Source organism: Petrotoga sp. HWHPT.55.6.3 (assembly GCF_002895495.1).
In the GTDB taxonomy this organism is placed as follows: domain Bacteria; phylum Thermotogota; class Thermotogae; order Petrotogales; family Petrotogaceae; genus Petrotoga; species Petrotoga mobilis.
This window is the reverse complement of record NZ_AZRJ01000019.1, coordinates 15,800-34,771: the sequence shown is the minus strand read 5'-3', so window position 1 is coordinate 34,771 and position 18,972 is coordinate 15,800. Positions and strand designations below refer to the sequence as shown.

Annotated in this window: 19 protein-coding genes; 7 read left to right on the top strand and 12 right to left on the bottom strand. The window is 33.3% G+C overall.

Annotated features, from left to right (window positions below):
• Nucleotides 1-31: 31 nt before the first annotated feature.
• The 11 genes from X926_RS06555 to flgB form a co-directional block, all read right to left on the bottom strand.
• Nucleotides 32-1,786, bottom strand: coding sequence for a M3 family oligoendopeptidase (locus X926_RS06555; RefSeq protein WP_012209484.1), 1,755 nt, complete (start codon nt 1,784-1,786; stop codon nt 32-34).
• Between the two features lie 17 nt (nt 1,787-1,803).
• Nucleotides 1,804-2,694: a riboflavin biosynthesis protein RibF gene (gene ribF, locus X926_RS06550; RefSeq protein ID WP_012209483.1), complete on the bottom strand. Its 891-nt coding sequence runs from the start codon at nt 2,692-2,694 to the stop codon at nt 1,804-1,806.
• Between the two features lie 2 nt (nt 2,695-2,696).
• Nucleotides 2,697-3,614 (bottom strand): tRNA pseudouridine(55) synthase TruB, encoded by a 918-nt coding sequence (truB, locus tag X926_RS06545; protein WP_012209482.1) that lies wholly within the window; start codon nt 3,612-3,614, stop codon nt 2,697-2,699.
• Nucleotides 3,611-3,964 carry a 30S ribosome-binding factor RbfA gene (rbfA, locus tag X926_RS06540; RefSeq protein ID WP_012209481.1) on the bottom strand — a complete coding sequence of 118 codons (354 nt, stop codon included), beginning with the start codon at nt 3,962-3,964 and terminating at the stop codon, nt 3,611-3,613. The genes truB and rbfA overlap by 4 nt, the downstream gene beginning before the upstream one ends.
• Nucleotides 3,951-4,850 (bottom strand): HDOD domain-containing protein, encoded by a 900-nt coding sequence (locus X926_RS06535; RefSeq protein ID WP_158245208.1) that lies wholly within the window; start codon nt 4,848-4,850, stop codon nt 3,951-3,953. The genes rbfA and X926_RS06535 overlap by 14 nt, the downstream gene beginning before the upstream one ends.
• A 51-nt stretch (nt 4,851-4,901) precedes the next feature.
• Entirely contained in the window at nt 4,902-6,251 is a 1,350-nt protein-coding gene (gene mgtE / locus X926_RS06530) for a magnesium transporter (RefSeq protein WP_012209479.1), read from the bottom strand.
• A gap of 97 nt (nt 6,252-6,348) precedes the next feature.
• A complete protein-coding gene (locus X926_RS06525) occupies nt 6,349-7,602 on the bottom strand; it encodes an MFS transporter (RefSeq protein ID WP_369973684.1) in 1,254 nt (417 codons plus the stop codon).
• The gene (locus tag X926_RS06520) at nt 7,599-7,811 is read right to left on the bottom strand and encodes a hypothetical protein (RefSeq protein WP_012209478.1); all 213 of its coding nucleotides are present in this window, start codon (nt 7,809-7,811) and stop codon (nt 7,599-7,601) included. Before X926_RS06520 ends, X926_RS06525 begins: the two co-directional genes overlap by 4 nt.
• Nucleotides 7,812-7,968: 157 nt before the next feature.
• The gene (gene fliE, locus X926_RS06515; RefSeq protein WP_012209477.1) at nt 7,969-8,268 is read right to left on the bottom strand and encodes a flagellar hook-basal body complex protein FliE; all 300 of its coding nucleotides are present in this window, start codon (nt 8,266-8,268) and stop codon (nt 7,969-7,971) included.
• Nucleotides 8,269-8,286: 18 nt separating this feature from the next.
• Nucleotides 8,287-8,709: a flagellar basal body rod protein FlgC gene (gene flgC / locus X926_RS06510; RefSeq protein ID WP_012209476.1), complete on the bottom strand. Its 423-nt coding sequence runs from the start codon at nt 8,707-8,709 to the stop codon at nt 8,287-8,289.
• Nucleotides 8,706-9,107: a flagellar basal body rod protein FlgB gene (gene flgB, locus X926_RS06505; RefSeq protein WP_012209475.1), complete on the bottom strand. Its 402-nt coding sequence runs from the start codon at nt 9,105-9,107 to the stop codon at nt 8,706-8,708. Before flgB ends, flgC begins: the two co-directional genes overlap by 4 nt.
• 100 nt (nt 9,108-9,207) lie before the next feature.
• Between flgB and X926_RS06500 the strand changes: the two genes are divergently transcribed.
• Nucleotides 9,208-10,233 carry a polysaccharide pyruvyl transferase family protein gene (locus tag X926_RS06500; protein WP_012209474.1) on the top strand — a complete coding sequence of 342 codons (1,026 nt, stop codon included), beginning with the start codon at nt 9,208-9,210 and terminating at the stop codon, nt 10,231-10,233.
• Here X926_RS06500 and X926_RS06495 read toward each other — a convergent pair.
• Nucleotides 10,214-11,221, bottom strand: coding sequence for a WD40 repeat domain-containing protein (locus X926_RS06495; protein ID WP_012209473.1), 1,008 nt, complete (start codon nt 11,219-11,221; stop codon nt 10,214-10,216). The genes X926_RS06500 and X926_RS06495 overlap by 20 nt on opposite strands.
• Nucleotides 11,222-11,497: 276 nt before the next feature.
• On the opposite strand from X926_RS06495, the gene X926_RS06490 reads away from it, so the two are divergent.
• The 6 genes from X926_RS06490 to X926_RS06465 all read left to right on the top strand — a co-directional run bounded on the left by X926_RS06490 (nt 11,498) and on the right by X926_RS06465 (nt 18,963).
• Nucleotides 11,498-13,426, top strand: coding sequence for a hypothetical protein (locus tag X926_RS06490; protein WP_012209472.1), 1,929 nt, complete (start codon nt 11,498-11,500; stop codon nt 13,424-13,426).
• 25 nt (nt 13,427-13,451) lie between these two features.
• A complete protein-coding gene (locus X926_RS06485; protein WP_012209471.1) occupies nt 13,452-14,552 on the top strand; it encodes a BMP family protein in 1,101 nt (366 codons plus the stop codon).
• Between the two features lie 109 nt (nt 14,553-14,661).
• Nucleotides 14,662-16,248 (top strand): ABC transporter ATP-binding protein, encoded by a 1,587-nt coding sequence (locus tag X926_RS06480; protein WP_012209470.1) that lies wholly within the window; start codon nt 14,662-14,664, stop codon nt 16,246-16,248.
• A 39-nt stretch (nt 16,249-16,287) separates the two neighbouring features.
• Nucleotides 16,288-17,364, top strand: a complete 1,077-nt coding sequence (locus X926_RS06475) for an ABC transporter permease (RefSeq protein ID WP_041534425.1) — start codon at nt 16,288-16,290, stop codon at nt 17,362-17,364.
• A complete protein-coding gene (locus X926_RS06470; protein WP_012209468.1) occupies nt 17,361-18,311 on the top strand; it encodes an ABC transporter permease in 951 nt (316 codons plus the stop codon). The genes X926_RS06475 and X926_RS06470 overlap by 4 nt, the downstream gene beginning before the upstream one ends.
• A gap of 25 nt (nt 18,312-18,336) precedes the next feature.
• On the top strand, nt 18,337-18,963 hold the full coding sequence (locus tag X926_RS06465; RefSeq protein WP_103065467.1) for a ribonuclease HII: 627 nt from the start codon (nt 18,337-18,339) through the stop codon (nt 18,961-18,963).
• The last annotated feature ends 9 nt before the right edge of the window (nt 18,964-18,972 follow it).

The following is an 18,972-nucleotide window of genomic DNA, read 5'->3' as shown; positions in this document are numbered from 1 at the left end:
TTAAAAATGTGTTGAATGTCTCTATTTTACTTCAATCTAATTTATTGATAAATTCCCTTTCTATAAACTCGAAACCTTTTTCCCAAAAATCTTGGTTTGAGATATCAATCCCAATTTTTTTCAACAATTCTTTCGGGGAATCTTTTGCACCACTTCTAAGCAACTCTTTGTATTTTGGTGCAAAAGATTTTCCTTCGACTTTGTATTGTTGGTATAAAGCTATAACTAATAAATTAGCAAAATTGTATGCATAAACGTAAAAAGGTGTTCTAAAGATATGAGGTATGCTTGCCCATTCATAATAATACTCTTGTGGTATTATTACTGAATCACCAAACATAATTTCTAATTCTTTCTTATACAGTTCTGCAAGTTCTTTCCAATTAGCACTTCCATTTTGTTCTATCAAATTGTGAGATGATATTTCAAATCTAGCAATCATATTTTGTCTGAACATCGTCGAAAACATTCCTTCAACATTCGATGACAGGTAAGCCGTTCTTTCCGCTTCTGAAAGGGTGGGTAGTATTTTATCAATCACCAACATCTCACCAAACACAGATGCAACTTCTGCCATCGTTAAAGGAGGGTGATAATTCCAAATGTTTTGGTCTGAGGCTAAAGTCCCATGTATCCCATGTCCCAACTCATGTGCTAATGTACTCACATCGGCAAGGGTCCCAGTAAAATTTAATAAAATAAAAGGTTTTCTATTAGGAAGTGCGTAAGATGTGTATGCTCCTCCTCTTTTACCTTTTCTTATTTCAGAATCTATTCTTTTTTCTTTAAAGAAAGACTCTGCAATTTCTCCAATTTCTTCATCGAACTCGTAATACGAATCTAAAACAATCTTCTGTGCCTCTTCAAAAGTATATTCTTTTTGTACTTTTGCCAAAGGCGCATAGATATCGGCAAGAGTTTGTTCTATCCCTAACCTTTTACCTTTCCATCTGTAATATTGGTGAACCATGGGCGTCCTGTCAGTTGTGACCTTTATAACGGTTTCCACAATTTCATCTTCAACTTCGTTGTTAAAGTTTCTCATAGAAATCGGCTCTTTGTAATTCCTCAAACTAGCCTCTGTGTCGTAATTTTTTACGATAGAATTGTATATTTTTTCGAATAGGAGGCTATCTTCGTCGTACTTTTTAAAGAATTCTTTCATTGCTTGTCGTCTTAAATTTACATCAGGTTTTCTTCTTAAACTCCTTACTTGCGGATCGGTTAATTCTTTAAGTTCACCATCGATCTCTAACTTGAAAGTATAAGAACTTGTTAACCGACCATATAATTCTTCAAAGCCTCCCCGTGATGAGTTGTACATAGCGGCTAACACCTTTTCAGCATCTTCACTCAATATATGGCTTTTTGATTTAATAAGCTTTTGAAGCACATGGGTGTAATCTTTCAATTCCTCGGCATACATCAATTCGTTAAGCTTTTTTTCATTTTGCTTCAATAACCTCGGCTTCCAAAATGATGATTCCATTTCTATTTTTGAATCGTAATCTTTAGCCATCGCATAGAGTTTTTGAGCAGTTTCGTCTTGGGTGTTGGAATCATAAAGCAAGTGACAATACTGGTAAGTAAAATTATGCATTTTTAAAACTTTCTCAAACTCTTGGAAAAAGTTCTTCAATTCGTGGGGAGTCAGCGAAGGGTTCGACAGTTTGTCATAGTACTGTTGATATAATTTTTTGATTTGCCTTAAGCTTTCTTCGAAATCTTCTTTAATTTGTGAGTCTTCGGGTGAGGAATAAAAAAATGTTAAATCCCATCTAGACAAAACGTTTCATCTCCCTTCTATATATAATGCTTCTGTATGATCTTTCTAGCTTGGTCTTCATCTTTTTCCATAGCGCCAATTAATTCTTGTTCATTATCAAATTTTACTTCATCTCGTAAAAAATCTATTACTTCTAAAACTATATAATCACCATATAGATCACCAAAAAAATCCAAAAAATAGACTTCAACTTTTGGAGTCTTTTTGTATTCATCAAAAGTTGGTCTTAAGCCAACGTTCATTAGGCCCCACAAAAAACCCGATCGACCTCTTACATATCCTTTCACAATGTAAACACCAAATTTTGGCAATAAGATCTCCTCTTTTTCCCAAACGTTAATATTTGCAGTTGGAAATCCAAGCTTAAATCCTACATGTCTATCTTCATAGACTGTACCTTCAAGAGTCCATGGCCTTCCAAGCATTCCATTTGCTGTCTTAATATTACCTAATTTTAACTCTCTTTTTATAGCTGAAGAACTAACCCTGTTTCCTTGACTTTTTAAATCTTTCAGCACTTTGACTACTAATCCTTTGCTTTGACTAACAGCTTGTAAATATTCTACATTGCCTAATGCATTTTTCCCAAAAGTAAAATCTTCACCACAAACTATTGCTTTTACTCCTTTTTTCATCAATTCCTCAAGATATTGTTCATGGGGTAATCCCCATACTTCTTCTAAATCTTTAACTTCAACTTTAAATCCAATATCTTCGCAAATTTGTTTCCTTCGCCAACTAGGTAGAATGAGACCTTCAAACCCTCCTAGATGCTTTTCAGGAGGGTATCTGAACATCAAAACCAAGGGTTCAAACCTTAAGTTATTCGCGAGTTGGAGAGTGTTTTTCAATATATACTGATGGCCCTTGTGTACACCATCAAAGATCCCAATTGTGAGTGCATACAATTTTATGTCACCTCGTACAGAATTTTATATATTTTTACTATCCTATCGTTCCTTTCTTCTTCTTTAAGAAGGGTTCTTAAAAATGTCGATTTTTTTTCAGCCCTACCTATTCCTAAAAAACATTCTTTTTCGTCGTATATTTTAACGTAATCATTTTTATTGAAATTAGAAAATTCTAAAACATTATCTTTATAAATTTGCTGCCCTTTAATGACTAGTTGCCCGTTATTAATCTTAACGTAAGGAAGATCTAAAGCCTCATCCATTTTTAACATTTTTTCCAGTGAAACCTCTTCTAACAAAATGCTATCTTTTAATTCAAACTTACCACTTTTCACTCTACAAAGTTCTTTGGTAACGGCTCCACATCCTAAAGCATATCCTATATCCATGATTAATGATCTTATATAAGTTCCCGAACTTACTTCTACAAAGAAACTAAATTCTTGTCCTTCTTGTGAAAAATTTGAAAGCTGATATATTTTTACTTTTTTTGGAGGAAGATTAATTATTTTACCTTCACGGGCATATTCATAAAGCTTTTTACCTTTATATTTTTTGGCTGAATAGGCAGGAGGAACTTGTAGATATTCCCCCACAAAAGAAAAACATATGTCTTTCAAATTAGAGATGTGTTGCTGAGTAACTATGTTCTTTTCCTGTATTTTCCCTTCTATATCAAAAGTATCTGTGATGATTCCCAATTCAGCTTTTACATAGTATGTCTTTTTTTCGTTTTGAAAAAATTCTAACAATTTTGTAGCTTTATTTACTCCTACAACTAGTACTCCCGTAGCAAAGGGATCTAGAGTTCCAGCATGACCAATTTTCTGTAAGCCAAACTTTTTTCTAAGAATATTGATTACATCATGAGAAGTAATACCCTTTGGCTTGTTGATTACTAAAAAACCACTTTTCATTTCCCTTCCTCGTTTTTCTCTATTTTCTCTATTAGTTTATTTATTCTAATACTTGCTTCAATACCTTCGTCTTTATGAAACCTTACCTCGGGAACCTTGAACATTTTAATATTTTTTGCGATAAGAGTTCTAAACATACCCTTTGCGTTGTTTAGAATATTAATGATGGTATCAATATCTTCATCAAGAGATGAAACATATACATCTAAATAAGATTTATCTTTTGATAAACGTACCATATTTATGTCAATAAATTTGTCTTTTAATCTAGGATCCTTTAATTGAGAAAAACCTTGGGTAATTAATTTTTTCATTTCAGACTCAAGCATTTCTCTTCTATACTGAGCCATCAGATGTCACCTCCAGATCATCGAACACTTCTTTCATGTTAGTAAATTCAGGGGACCTTTTAATTATATCTTTGAATTCTTCAAAATAACTGGCATACTTATTATAATTTAATCCCAAAAAGTTCCAAATTTTTAAATCAACCTCAGGAATATCGAAGCATCCTGAATAGCCGTAAAAATATAAATTAGTAGTTATATTCGCAACATTTACAATATACAATAATTTTTTTGCTTCTTCATTACTAGACTCCAAAGGATTATCATGGTATGTAGCAGTTTCTATGACTAAGTCTGACATATTCCAATTTTCAAAAAGCTTCCTTCCAATCTGTTGATGCGAATAAGTTGATAACAAATTTTCCGCCTGAAAAAAAGAAATTTTTTCGTGTTGAGCAACTTTAATGACCATCTCAAAAACATCCGGCATAATATGTGCCATCACTACCTTACTAAGATCATGCAGAACACCACACATAAAGGCTTCTTCTTTATCTGGGGAATTAAGATATTTTGCTAAAAGTTCTGAGGCGACGCCAGTTGAGATCAAATGAACCCAAAAATGCTGTGTATTGAAAAAAGGTATATCTTGGGAAAAATAATTCTCGACAGTAAAAATACTTAAAGCTAAATTTCTAACCGTTTTGAAACCAAGCAGATTTATCGCTTGCGTAAGTTTCGTTACTCTCTTTGGTAGTGCATAATAAGCAGAATTAGATAATCTTAAAATCTTTGCAGTTAAAGCAGGTGATTGAACGATCATATTATGCAAGTCATTTATATCCGCTTCGGGATCGTTGGCTATGTTAATAATCCTTTGTACAATAAAATCAGGCGTTGGTAATTCTTTAATTTTTTTGGTGATCTCTTGAATATCCATTTCGTTCATTATATCAGTTCCTTCCATCAAGTTCTAATTCACTTTTTTGTTGTTTGTTATTCATAACAAATCTTTAAGAAGTAACGCGGAAATAGAAAAATAAAAAAACATACTTAGTATATCCATCAAAGTAGAAATAAATGGTCCAGAGATCAAAGCAGGATCTAAATGTATCTTTTTGGCAAGAAAAGGTAGTATGGCTCCTAAAAGATTTGAAATCATAACTACTATAATTATAGATAAAGATAAACTCAACATAATTAAGGGTTCTCGAGTATTGACTATTGATCTTAAAAACATGATTACTCCTAGAATTATACCTAAAATTATACCAGAAAAAAACTCTTTTCCTAAAACCTTTTTAAAATCATCCTCTTCAATATCTCCAACTGCCATTGATCTAATTACTATAGCAGACATTTGACTTCCAGTATTTCCGCCTATGGCGTTAATGGTCGGCATAAATGCTGCTAATACAGTAATTTTCTGTAGAACGTCTGAAAATCCTTCAATTACAAAAACAGCAATACTCTCAAAAAGTAGTAAAGCACCAAGCCAAATTACTCTACTTTTTACAAGTTCCCAAATCGAAGTATGAAAATAAGAAGTCTCTGTTACTCCTACTGCTGCCATTTTTTGGATATCTTCTGTGGCTGATTCTTCTAAAACATCTACAATATCGTCAATGGTTATTATCCCTACCAGTCTTTTTTCGCTATCTGTTACTGGAATAGCTAAAAGATCATAATCTTGCATGACCCTTGCAACTTCTTCCTCATCATCGTAAACCGTTGAATAGATTGGGGTTTCATTCATTATATTTTTTATAATCTCATTCTCTTCTGAAAAAATCAAATCTTTTAATTCTACTGTCCCCTTCAATTTTCTAGTGTTATCTATCACAAACAAAGTGTAGATAGTCTCTTTTTTATTGCCTTCATCCTTAATATGATTAAGCGCTTCTTTAACTGTCATACTTTCTTTGAGATCCAAAAAATTTGGGTTCATTATCCTTCCTGCAGAGTATTCTGGATAATTAAGAAGAATAACAGTGTTTTGCCTCTCTTCAGGAGAAAGATGGGCAAGTAAGCGCTTTACTACGTTGGCAGGAAGTTCTTCTAAAAGATCAGCTCTATCATCTGGTTCCATATTTTCTATTATTTCTTTCAACTTATCTTCTTTAAAAAGAGAAAGTAGTTCCATTTGATCATCTTTCTCTAACTGAGAAAAAACTTCTGCAGCGGTGTCTTTAGGCAAAAATCTGAAAACAACAATTTTTTCATCGTGAGGTAATTCTTCAATCATCTCTACTATTTTTGCGGGTTCTTGTTCTTTTAACAACTCTTTTAGAAGTTTAAACTCCTTTTCGTTTATTAATTTTTTTATATCAACTTTTACTTCAACCTTCAATTTTACTCCTCCTTTCAATCATTACGGTGGTAGATCGAGAAATTCACAGAAACTACCGTGACTATCCATATTTGCATCTCCTTTCTAGCCGATAATTTTACGCTTCTTCAGGCTCTTTTACAAAATAGAAAAGTATTCCTCCAATGATAAACAAAAAGAGCAAGCTTGCAACTCCCCATCTAGAACTCTTCCCAATTTGTGTGAAGATCCCTACTAAAAAGGGCCCCAAAATTGCTGAAAATTTTCCAAATATATTGTAGAACCCAAAATACTCTGCAGATCGATCCTTTGGTATCATGCGACCATAAAGTGACCTGCTAAGAGCTTGAATCCCACCTTGAGAAGATGCTACTAACATAGCTAATATCCAAAATTGGACAATGGTTTCTAAGAAAAAAGCAAAAACAGTGATAAAAGTATAGACAAAAATTGCAAAATATATCAAATTTTTTGTAGAAAATCTCTTGGATAATCTTCCATACAACAAGGCAAACGGAAAAGCTACTATTTGTATCACCAAAAAAGCGACCAGCAAATCGTTGGCGTTAAGTCCAACATCAAGTCCGTAAGAAGAAGACATCCTTATTATTGTATCCACTCCATCTATATAGAAAAAATATGCCAATAAAAAGAGAAAAACATTTTTGTTGCCTTTCATATTCTTTAAAAATTGCGAGAGCCTTTTAAAAGAATCTTTTATTGGAGTTTTCGTTTTTTCTACATAGTATGTTTGCTTAACATTTTTCATGATTGGGATTGAAAAAACAAACCACCACACTGCAGTGATAACAAATGCCAACTTTGTTGCTGCAGTAGTAGATTTAAGGCCGATTAATGAAGGATTCAAGATAAAAATAAGTCCAATTAAAAATGGTATAGTACTACCTATATAACCCCATCCAAAACCGCTAGATGATACCCAATTCATACGTTCTTTTGAAGTTACATCCGTTAAAAAGGAATCGTAGAAAACATTGGCTCCAGAGAATCCTATGCTTGATAAAACATATAACACTAAGGCAAAAAACCATTGTCCTTCTTGAATCAATGACAAAGAAGCTGTAAACACAACACCCATCAAAAGAAAGAAAAGCAAGAACCTTTTTTTATAATCCTTATAATCAGCTAATGTCCCTAAAATTGGTGCCAAAATTGCCACTATCAAAGTTGCTATAGTAGATGAATAACCCCAATAAGCAGTCGATAAATAATCTGGCATGTGAGCAGCGGCATAATCCTTAAAGAATATTGGTAACAGTGCGGTGGTTATAGCAACTGAATACGCGGAATTCGCCCAATCGTACAAAATCCAACTTCTTTCTTCTTTTGTCAACTTTGCCCTCCCCCTTATTTATTATCTTTTTCATCATCATTAATGAATAGATCTAAAGGATCTTCATAATAATTTTCCATCGCTGATAAAATTTCACCGATCTGAGCAAAGTACTCATCAACGTCTTTTTCATCGTAGATTCCTCTTAAGAATTCTTCCAACTTTTCTAAATCTACTTCAGGATTTTCCTCAATGTACTTTTCTGCACTTTTGATTATTTCTTCCATAAAAATCACCTCCTTTCACTATATGCATAAATTATAACAAACTTTTATCAACTTTTTTTAAATTTTAATAAAATATAATAAAACAAAAAGATTGGGTAAAAATACCCAACCATTTAAAGATCAAATTGATAATATTTATAAGGGAGAAAAAACATAATTAAATCTGCATTCTCATTATTTCTTTATATGCTTCAACGATTCTATTTGTAACTTCTGTTGTTAATTGTAACGAAAGAGAAGCCTTTTCTGCAGCAATCATAACTTGATGTATATCCGTTATATTGCCTGCGGCATAATCTGCTGCAACTTTATCAGCATTCTTTTGGATTGAATTTACTTCCTCAATTGCATCTTTTAATAATTTAGAAAAGTCTAAATTTTTATCTTCTTGTTTAGTTTTTTCTGGAGCTAATTTATTGGGGTCAATCCCATTTATTCCATTTATACCTTCTGTCATCAATGCTCACCTCCTTACTTATCTGCCTATTCCAAGGGCAGAATTGTACATGCTTTTGGCTGAATTTACAACCGCTGCATTCATCTCATAAGCTCTTTGGGCAGACATCATATCGACCATTTCTCGTAATACATTGACATTAGGATAACTAACGTATCCTTCAGCGTCTGCATCGGGGTGGTTAGGGTCATATACTAATCTAAAAGGTGAGGGATCCTCTACTATAGAAGAGACCTTCACTCCGCCAAAATTCCTATCTCCATTTGTACTTTCACTGAGTGCTTCTTGAAAGATTACTGCTTTTCTTCTGTAAGGTCCACCTTCTTCTGTCCTAGTTGTATCTGAATTAGCCAAATTCTGAGAAATAACGTCTAACCTAAATCTTTCTGCTGTCATACCGCTTGCAGCAATATCCAAAACCTTAAATAACCCATCCATCATTTACCACCTCTAATAGCTGTTTCATATCTTTGGATTGCATAGGTCGTCAATCTGGATAAAGTGTTGTATTTTAAGGTATTTTGAGTCATTCTTACCAATTCCATATCGGGGTCGACATTGTTTCCGTCATCTCTAAGCGATTTGGAATTATCTATTTGAATATTTGGTTGAATTTTTCCTAAAGATAAGGTATTATTTATGTGTTGGTCTCTATTCACTTTAAGAGTCAAAGCTGAATCTTCACTCAACGCTTTTTGTAACTCGTTTTCAAAATCAACGTACTTTCTTTTGTACCCAGGTGTTTCATAATTTGCTATATTTTGAGAAATCACATTTTGCCTTAAAGATAATGCATCCATAGTATTTGGAATAATCTGAAAATTGATATTATCAAACAATAATTTTCACCCACCTTTATTTTATCTATTTTATTTTTCTTTTCAAAAACAACATTTTCCTAAATAATGATTTTTAAATAATTAATTTGGAGGAAAAAAGATGAAAAAAATTTTTTTAATTGGGTTTTATGGGTACGGCAACTATGGAGATGATCTATTGTTAAAAAGTTTCTTACAAATATTAAATGAAATAAAATTCGATGGAATTATATTCTTACCTCTTGAAAACGAGTTGGAATTCGATGAAGAATATAGATTTCAAATAATCACTGTTCCAAGATTCAATTTCTACGAAATACGTAAAACTATAAAAGAGAGTGATGTTATAATTTTTGGAGGAGGAAACCTTTTTCAATCCGAAACATCTTACAGAAGTTTTATGTACTATTACTATATAGCCCACCTGGGGGAAAAATTTAATAAAACAATCTTACTGTTATCCCAAGGTTTTGGATCTTTTAACCAAAAACGAAGCCTCCAAAAATTAAAGAAAATCCTTTCTTACCCAAAACTTTACGCTAATTTGAGAGATGAAACATCTTATGTCTTTGCAAAAAAATACAATAAAAATATCTCTCTAGGTGTAGATGTAGGACCATATCCTTTTTTAAATTATACTTATAAAAAAACAGACAAAATATCAGTTTGTTTGAAAGAAGAACATGATTTACAGCTTTTAACAGAATTCTTATCAACTTTTGAACATTATACACTTTCCACTTTAGTAATAAATGCAACCCAAGACACATTAAAAAATTATGAATTAGTTGAAAACATTAGAAAAGAAACCAAGGTATCCGCTGAATTCCCTTTTAAAGACCCAAATAAAATAACCAAAGAAATTTCTCAATCTAAAATAATTATATCTGATCGTTTACACAGTGCTCTAACTGGAATCTTTTTTGCTGGGCAAACATTAACTTTCAACAATGTTAAGAATAGAAGAGTCCTAAAAAACATAAAGGAAGATTACAACTTTTTTTATAAAAGCACTCCTGAAATACCCTTTATCTATTACGACACCGTTTCTTCAAATTATGATTTCAAAGAAATTTCTGATATATACAAAGATAAATTACAAAAAACGGTGTTTGATATTAAAACACTCATTCAAAGTATCTTATAACCTGCAACTTCGAAGAATCGGTACAAAGTACCAAAACTACATTATCAGTAGGAGACTCAACGTCGATTGGATAATTGTAGGTATCAATTGTTTGATAGACGTTCGTACCCTCAATTACAAAAAGCTTATTTTCTATATGTGAGATAGCGAATAAGTATTGTCCATTGGGAGAAACAGAAATATCACTAATTGGTACATCATCTAAAATAACGTTGGTTTCACCAGAGGAGAGATCGTAGTAATAAACACCACCCATGAGAGAATTGCCCACAATATTATTTTTGTATATCTCAATGTTTGTAGTGTACCTTCCAAATTGAGCTATTTTAGGCTGTTTTCTGAAATCATTCCTATACAAATTGCCATTGTAATACGAAACCATATAAATGATTCCATTTGATCCTACAATATCTATAGGATGTTCTATATGGTTATAATTTACAATATAAGTATCATTATTAGGAATCAAAAAAAGCAAATCGGTTAAAAACACGTTGTTTTGAAAATTATCAAATAAAGGTATAAAAACTTGGTTGCCTATATTTCTAATTAACGGGCTATGCACAGGAAGGACCATTGATTTTTTTATAAACAGGTTGTAATCGACAATGTATAATTTAAAAGGATTTGTGCCTAATATGTACAATTCGTTGTTTATAAGTTTTATATTTACAGGTTTAGAATCTAAGATTAATTTTTGCATCACCTTGTTGTTTTTGATTTTTAGTAATTCTTTATTGTAATTATCAATAACATAAAAAAATTCTCCATCGAATGCTCCACCCATAGGTAAGATAGCTTGTGTAAACTCAATTTTTTCTAAAGTAAAGATATCTATAAAATGAGCTGTACCTTGGTAATCGGCAATTATCGCGTAATTTTTGCCCAAATCTATATGAAATGCTCTTTCCCCAATGTTGAAATTGTTGACTTCTAAAAAAATTGATTCTGAAAATAAAGACGCTGCCAAAAAAATAGATAGAACCATTAAGAAATGAAATTTTTTTGAAATATCAATCTCTCCTCTTATAAGTATTTTATAGGATTATTTTACCACATCAGATTTTCTCAATCAACATTTAATTACCTTAATTTTTTAATGAAAAAGCTCTTAATCATCTTTAATCGTTTTTAAAAGGATATAATTACTAATAATCAAGTATAATTAAGATAATCCAAGGTTGAACAACTACAAAAAAAATGATATAATAAAATCAATCATTTATTTGTTGTTCTAAATAATTACATAATTTGGAGGATAGAGATGAAGAAATTAGCCATTTTATTAATTACAGTCATTTTTTCTTTAACAGCTTTCACCCTCGATGTTGAAGCAGTTAGAGATGTTTATACATCGCTTATTCAAACCTACAACAGTGATGGTAATCTTTCCAACGAAGAATTCAATTCTTTTTTCCAAGAACTTAACAATTTAGGATTGTATAGATTTTATAGAACTCAAATGATAGGAAGTGCTGAATACGTTGATAGACCTACAAATATTCAAACTTATCTTTCTCAGATTTATGACAATGTAGAGTCTCAATTAACTACAATTGAAGAAAAATTGGCTTTTGCGGGATTCTTAGTGTATGTTCAATCCGATCTTTCTGGCGAACAAATTACACAAGAGATGATTAGATCTATGCCAGCCTACTTTGCAACCGTTCAAGATTATACAAGATCTTTAGAAAATGATGCTTTAACTTATTTTGGCAACGTTATTATATATTCTTTGGGAATTGTTGATACCGCTCCTTTCACTAATATTGAAAGATTCGAATCTAAGGCTGAGATTTTAGATAAAAGATTTTACATATATGAAGGGGAAGCTAATCCTGAATTTAATGAGATAATATTAGAAAATAGAGAAAGTTTAGAACAAGGAATTCAGCAGCTTGTACAATCTGGTATAACTGGAAGGCCACTCCAAATCGCGATAGATCAGCTCTCTTACAATTATGTCAATTCGCTAATAGATGAAACCAACCGCCAAGTACAACAAGTCACTCAAATATTTATTGAGGAAGGCAAGACTGGGACTAATATTTCTTTTATAAGAATTATCATCTATGCTGTTTTGATTCTTATAACTTTCTTATTTTTAAGAAAGTATCTTTGGGTGACAGCTTTAAGTATTTTTGGAGTTGAATTTGTCTATCTTCTGACCTTCTACAATCCTATAAAAGATACAATATCTTCCTTTCTATATGGAAGTTATATAGTTACTTTTGTGTTTTTGTTTTTAGCCGTTTTGCTCTTTAAAAGTTTCGGAAAAAAGACCAATTTTACAGAAAAAATTATAAACTTTTCCATTTTTTTCTTGGTGTTGCTTACTTTATTCGTACCCTCATATTATTCTTACGATCTTTTGATGCAAAATAATACTCAGTTTGATAATTCCACTTTTGAAACTCAATTATTGAACGATGTTGTTGTTTACCCACATGCTCCATTGCATAAAACTATATCCAGTTTGAATTCATACTTAGGAAGCGAATACTCAAAAGTCAACACTTTTTATAGATCAACTTTTTCATCTTTTTTAGCTGATCTTTTGAACTCACAAGTTTTGTCAAACCTACAAGGATCATCGGTTCAAACAAATAGAGACGGCTTGAAAATTGATAAAGTACAAAATTACCGAAGTATACCACTTGATTTTTCAAAAGAGGTTATTGACTTTGTTAATTCATCAGAAATTGCAGAAAGAAATATCTATAATGAGTTAGACGCATTAAAAGTCCAAGCCAACGATGTGTTAAAATTTTCTGATGCAGAATTCGAATCTAAATTCATAGAAACTTCAAACCAACTCCTTCAATCTACTGATCTAATCGATCCCTTGTTACCCAGTATAAAAACCTTTTTTGATGTAGAAAAGGTCGACAAAATAAATTTAAGAGCCTATAACACTGTTTATGGTACAAAAATCTTTCTTTTGTTTTTTTTAAGTTTAACGATTCTTGTCATTTTTGAAGAGAAAATCACAAAATTTGTTTCTTTAATATCTATGTATATAATAAGCATTCTTAGCTTCATACAAGTAACTCCCCTTCAGGTTTTCAGCCAAACTGGCTATCCTAGTATTCACACTGTTGACTACACTATAAACTATATATTTGGAATAATTTTATTACTTTTAACTTCTCTGTTGTTTGTTAGAAACTTTTACTTTCAAAAAAACAAGTAAATTTACCCAAAGGAGGTAGGAAAACATGAAAAAGTTGCTAGTTCTTAGTTTAATCAGTTTAATGTTTGTAAGTTCTTTCGCTTTAAAAGTTATTATGGTAACTGATGTGGGTGGTTTGGGAGACAAGTCTTTCAACGACGGAACATGGGCTGGAGTTCAAATGGCTATGGATCAACTTCCAAATGTTGAGGGAGAAATAATCATTTCCAAGGAACAAACTGATTATATTCCAAATCTAACCAACGCAGCTCAAAGAGGAGATGTAGTAATTGGAGTTGGATTTATGATGGCAGATGCCTTATTCAATATCTCCGCTCAATATCCCGATACATTTTTCATAGGAATAGATATAGAACCATCTCCAGGTCAAACGGTCCCAAACAATTTAGCCCTTTACACCTTCAAAGAACATGAGGCAGGCTTCTTAGGTGGATACGTAGCGGCTGCCATGACCAAAACAGGTAAGATAGGTTTCGTTGGTGGAATAGAAATACCCCCGGTCAAAAGATATGAAATAGGTTACAGAGCAGGAGTTGAAGCCTACAATCAAATCCATGGTTCCAATGTCCAAGTTTTAATCGGGTACGCTGCCAGTTTTGAAGACCCGGCAAAGGGCAAACAGTTAACCCTTTCTCAATACGACAACGGCGCAGATATCGTCTTCGCAGCCGCTGGTGCAACAGGTAATGGTGTCATCGACGCTGCAAAAGAAAAAGGAATGTCTTTCTACGGTTTACCAGCAAATGCGCCTCTACAACAGGTTATAGATAAATATTATGAAAAAGGTGAGGGTTACTTCGCAATAGGAGTCGATGTTGATCAAGATTATATGGCACCTGGTTATGTTTTACTTAGTATCACAAAAAAGATCGATGTAGCAACTTTTGATGGTATCAACTCAGCTTTGTCAGCAAGATATTTTCAATCTGGACATAACAACTTAGGTATAGTCGATGACGGTGTTGGAATATCTCCAATGAAATATACCAAGGGACTTATACCAAACGAAGTAATAGCAGAATTGGCATATTTACAATCACTTGCCAAGGAAGGAAAAATCAATATCCCTCAAAGCGAAGCTGAATTAGGTTCCTTTAATGCAAGTAATATAGTTTTTCCATTCTAATTTACTCATTTATTGCAAATATGAGGCGGGATAAAATCCCGCCTATTTTGTAGATTATTTATCAAAGTTTGTTAAAACTTTTATTCCTGAAGTTGAAAGGAGGTTGCAGATGCCTCAAACAGAAAATATCCATGAAGAGTTAAATGACTATGCAGTATACATGAATGAAATAACTAAAATATTTCCCAGGGTTGTTGCAAATGATAAAGTTACCTTTAAAGTAAAAAAAGGAGAGATTCATGCACTAATCGGTGAGAATGGCGCTGGAAAAACCACTTTGATGAATCAACTCTATGGTTTGTACCAACCCACAAGCGGCGAGATTTACATAAAAGGAAAAAAAGTTGATATCAAAGGCCCTTCTGATGCTATAGACAATGGTATAGGCATGGTTCATCAACATTTTATGCTGGTTGAAAATTTATCAGTTGCGGAAAACGTTGTTTTAGGAAACGAACCCACAAGGGGAGTTATTTTTAATTTTAAAAAAGCCAAAAAAGATGTTGAGGAATTGTCAGGAAAGTATGGACTCAAAGTAGATGTAGAAGCAAAGATCGAAGATATTCCTGTAGGAATGCAACAGAGAGTCGAAATAATTAAAACACTTTATCGTGGAGCGGACATTTTAATTCTCGACGAACCAACAGCAGTTTTAACCCCCCAAGAAACTCAAGAGCTCTTTGAAATATTGAGAAGTCTCAAAAAAGATGGTAAGACTATTATTTTCATTAGCCATAAATTGAAAGAAGTGCTGGAGATAAGCGATAATATTACCGTTATGAGACTTGGGAAGGTTACGGGTAACGTTAAAACTTCAGAGACAAACGAAAAAGAATTGGCTAATATGATGGTTGGAAGAGAAGTTGTTCTAAGTATAGATCGACCAGGTATAGAACCAGGAGAAGTACTTGTGAAAGTTGAAAATTTATGGGTAAAAGACAATAGAAAGTTAGATGCCGTAAGAGGTATTACCTTTGAAGTTAGAAAAAACCAGATTCTAGGGATCGCAGGAGTAGCAGGAAATGGACAGTCTGAACTCGCCGAGGCCTTAACTGGGCTCAGAAAAATAGAAAGAGGCAAGTACTATTTTCAAGGGAAAGAGGTCAGTAATTTATCTGTGAAAGAATTAAGAGAGCTAGGCATAGCTCACATACCTGAAGATAGACAAAAAAGAGGTATGGTTCATGAATTCCCAAATTATTTTAATCTAATTTTAGGTTCTCATGACAAACCACAATTTTCAGAAAGAGGATTCCTAAAATTTGATGGTATAAGGGATTTCTCCAAAGATCTCATTGAAAAATTTGACGTTAGACCACCTGAGATTGATATATATACAGGAAATTTGTCTGGTGGAAACCAACAAAAAGTTATCATAGCGCGAGAAATTGGCACTTCACCAACATTTATAGTTGTTTCTCAACCAACAAGAGGATTAGACGTGGGAGCAATAGAATATGTTCACAAAGAATTGATACACTTGAGGCAAGAAGGAGTTGCTATTTTACTTATATCTATGGAACTCGACGAAATCTTGTCTCTATCTGATAGAATAATGGTTATGTATGAAGGAAAATCCATGGGTGAATTTGAAAATGGTCAATTAACAATCGAAGAGATCGGTTTAATGATGGCAGGAAAGAGTTTAGATGAAGTAAAATTAATGGAAGAGGCTGGAGAAATTAAAAGTCTATAAATAGGAGGCGCTAATAAAGTGACTTCTTCCTCAAAACTTATGAAATCAAGATGGATGTCTTTTCTAGTTCCTTTTTTAGCGGTTGTAGTTTCACTTTTAATTGCAGCAATTATAATTTTAGCCATAGGCCAAAACCCCTTAAAAGCCTATGGAGCTATGATTAAAGGCGCAGTTGGTAGCAGGCTTTCCTGGGCGGACAATATAACAAAAATGACAAGTTTGTTACTAACTGGTTTGGCTGTAGGATTTGGATTCAGAGCAGGAGTTTTCAATATAGGTGCGGAAGGTCAAATGGCTATGGGTGGGATAATGGCGGTAGCGGTAGGACTGAGCTTAGGTAATGTCCCTTCTGCTATAGCAATACCTTTGACTATTCTGGCAGGGATGGCTGGAGGAGCCTTTTGGGCCTCTATAGCAGGGTGGCTTAAAGCTCAAACAGGTGCCCACGAAGTTATAACTACCATTATGTTGAACTGGATAGCTTATCATATTACCAATTATCTGGTAGCCGGACCATTTGCTGTAGGTGCAGGCGTTCCAAAATCCCCTGAAATTGCAGAAAGTGCTCAACTTCCTCCACTGTTAACAGTCCAAGCATCTACCATTCCTTCTAGTATTTTAATAGCCATCGTTGCGGCAATTGTTATTTATATAATATTAGAAAGAACAACAACTGGATATGAAGTTAAAGCTGTGGGATTCAATCCATATGCAGCAGAGTATGGAGGAATATCAATAAGTAAAAATATTGTACTTACAATGGCTATTTCAGGAGCGTTAGCTGGTTTAGCTGGTGCTTTAGAAGTTATGTCCGTTCATCATAGAATTTTTGGTGCATTTACAAGCGATAGAGGTTTTGATGGAATAACTATTGCATTGATCGGTCAAAACAATCCTATAGGTATTATTTTTGCAGCTTTTCTTATCTCCTCACTAAGATCTGGTTCAAATGCTATGCAAACTATAGGTGTACCAGATGATATTATTGTTGTTATACAAGGAATAATAATATACTTTGTCGCAGCGGATAGAATAATACGAACTTGGATCATAAAGGCTTCTCAGCTCGGAAAGAAAAAATCCCCTAATACACTTCAAGGTGGTGAAGATGAATGAATTGGTTTGAAGCTATATTTACCGCTTTTGCTTCACCTTTATTTTATAAATTAACAATTCTTTCCGCCTTACCTTTAATTTTTGCAGGAATTGGAGGAGTGTACAGTGAAATAACTGGAGTAACAAATATCGCTTTGGAAGGTATAATGAAATTAGGTGCTTTCATCGGTGTGGCTGTTACTTTTCTTACTGGAAACCCTTGGATTGGACTTCTTTTAGGTATGGCCGGAGGTTTACTTTTGGCATTTTTACATGCCTATGTTTCTATAGAATGGTCGGCAAATCAAATCGTTTCTGCCACAGCTTTGATTCTAATCGCTCAAGGATTCACTGGCTTTTTGATGAAACCTGTTTTTGGACAAGAAGGTCAAACAGACTTTGTTGCTAAAATCCCAACGGTAAAAATTGAGGCAATTCAAAACATTCCTTTCATTGGAGAAATTTTTGGAGAGATCAGTTCTTTCTTCTACATTGCAATAGTAGTAATCATTGGATCTTGGTTTTTACTTTACAAAACTCCTTTAGGCTTAAGAATGCGATCCGTAGGGGAAAATCCCAGGGCTGCTGATACGCTAGGTGTAAACGTAAAAGCGATAAGATACTTTGGAGTTTTAATGAGTGGAGTTCTTGCTGCATTAGGAGGAATGTATCTAGCCCTAGGTGATATAGGACAGTTTCAAGAACAGATGCCTGCGGGCAAAGGATTCATTGCCTTGGCAGCTATGATATTAGGCAATTGGAATCCTATTGGGACCATGTGGGCAGCTTTGCTTTTCGGCGCTGCAGAAGCTATGAACATTCAACTTCAAACTTTGATGGTTCTCCCTTCAGAAATCAAAGCTTTACTAAATTTATTGCCTTTCGTTTTGACTATAATTGTCGTTGGAGGATTTGTTGGAAGAACAAGAGCACCTGCAGCTGACGGAGTCCCTTACGAAAAAGAGTAAATAGTTATTTTCAAAGGTGGTTAAGATGAAAGAAAATATTGAAATAACTCTTTTAAATAAGTACAAAAAAATAATTGGAATAGATGAAGCTGGAAGAGGCCCATTAGCTGGGCCTGTTTTTGTGGGGGCTGTTGTTATAGAATCAAAAAAAGAATGCGAATTATTAGCAAAAATTGGAAGAGATTCAAAATCGTTATCTCCAAAAGAAAGAGAGAGAAGATACTTTCAAATCACGAAAAATTTTAAATATTATAGTAATTTTTCAACTTCAGATTTAATAGATCAAATAAATATATTCAAGGCGACTGAACTAGCAATTATGAAATTATTGGAAAAAGTGGTGGGAAAAAATCTGAACGATTATTATTCAATCATCGATGGAAAGTTCTTCAAACTTGATTATAACTATGAATGCATAATCAAAGGCGATCAAATATCTCCTTTAATAGGAGCTGCATCTATTGTAGCAAAATACGAAAGAGATATATATATGAATCAACTACATGAAATATATCCTAATTATGGCTTTGTAAACCACAAAGGCTATCCTACCAGGAAACACATTGAAAGCATAAAAAAGTATGGTATAATATCAGAGCATAGAAAAACATTTAATCCTATTAAGAGATTCATCGAAGAAGGAATTTTATGAGGAGGCAGA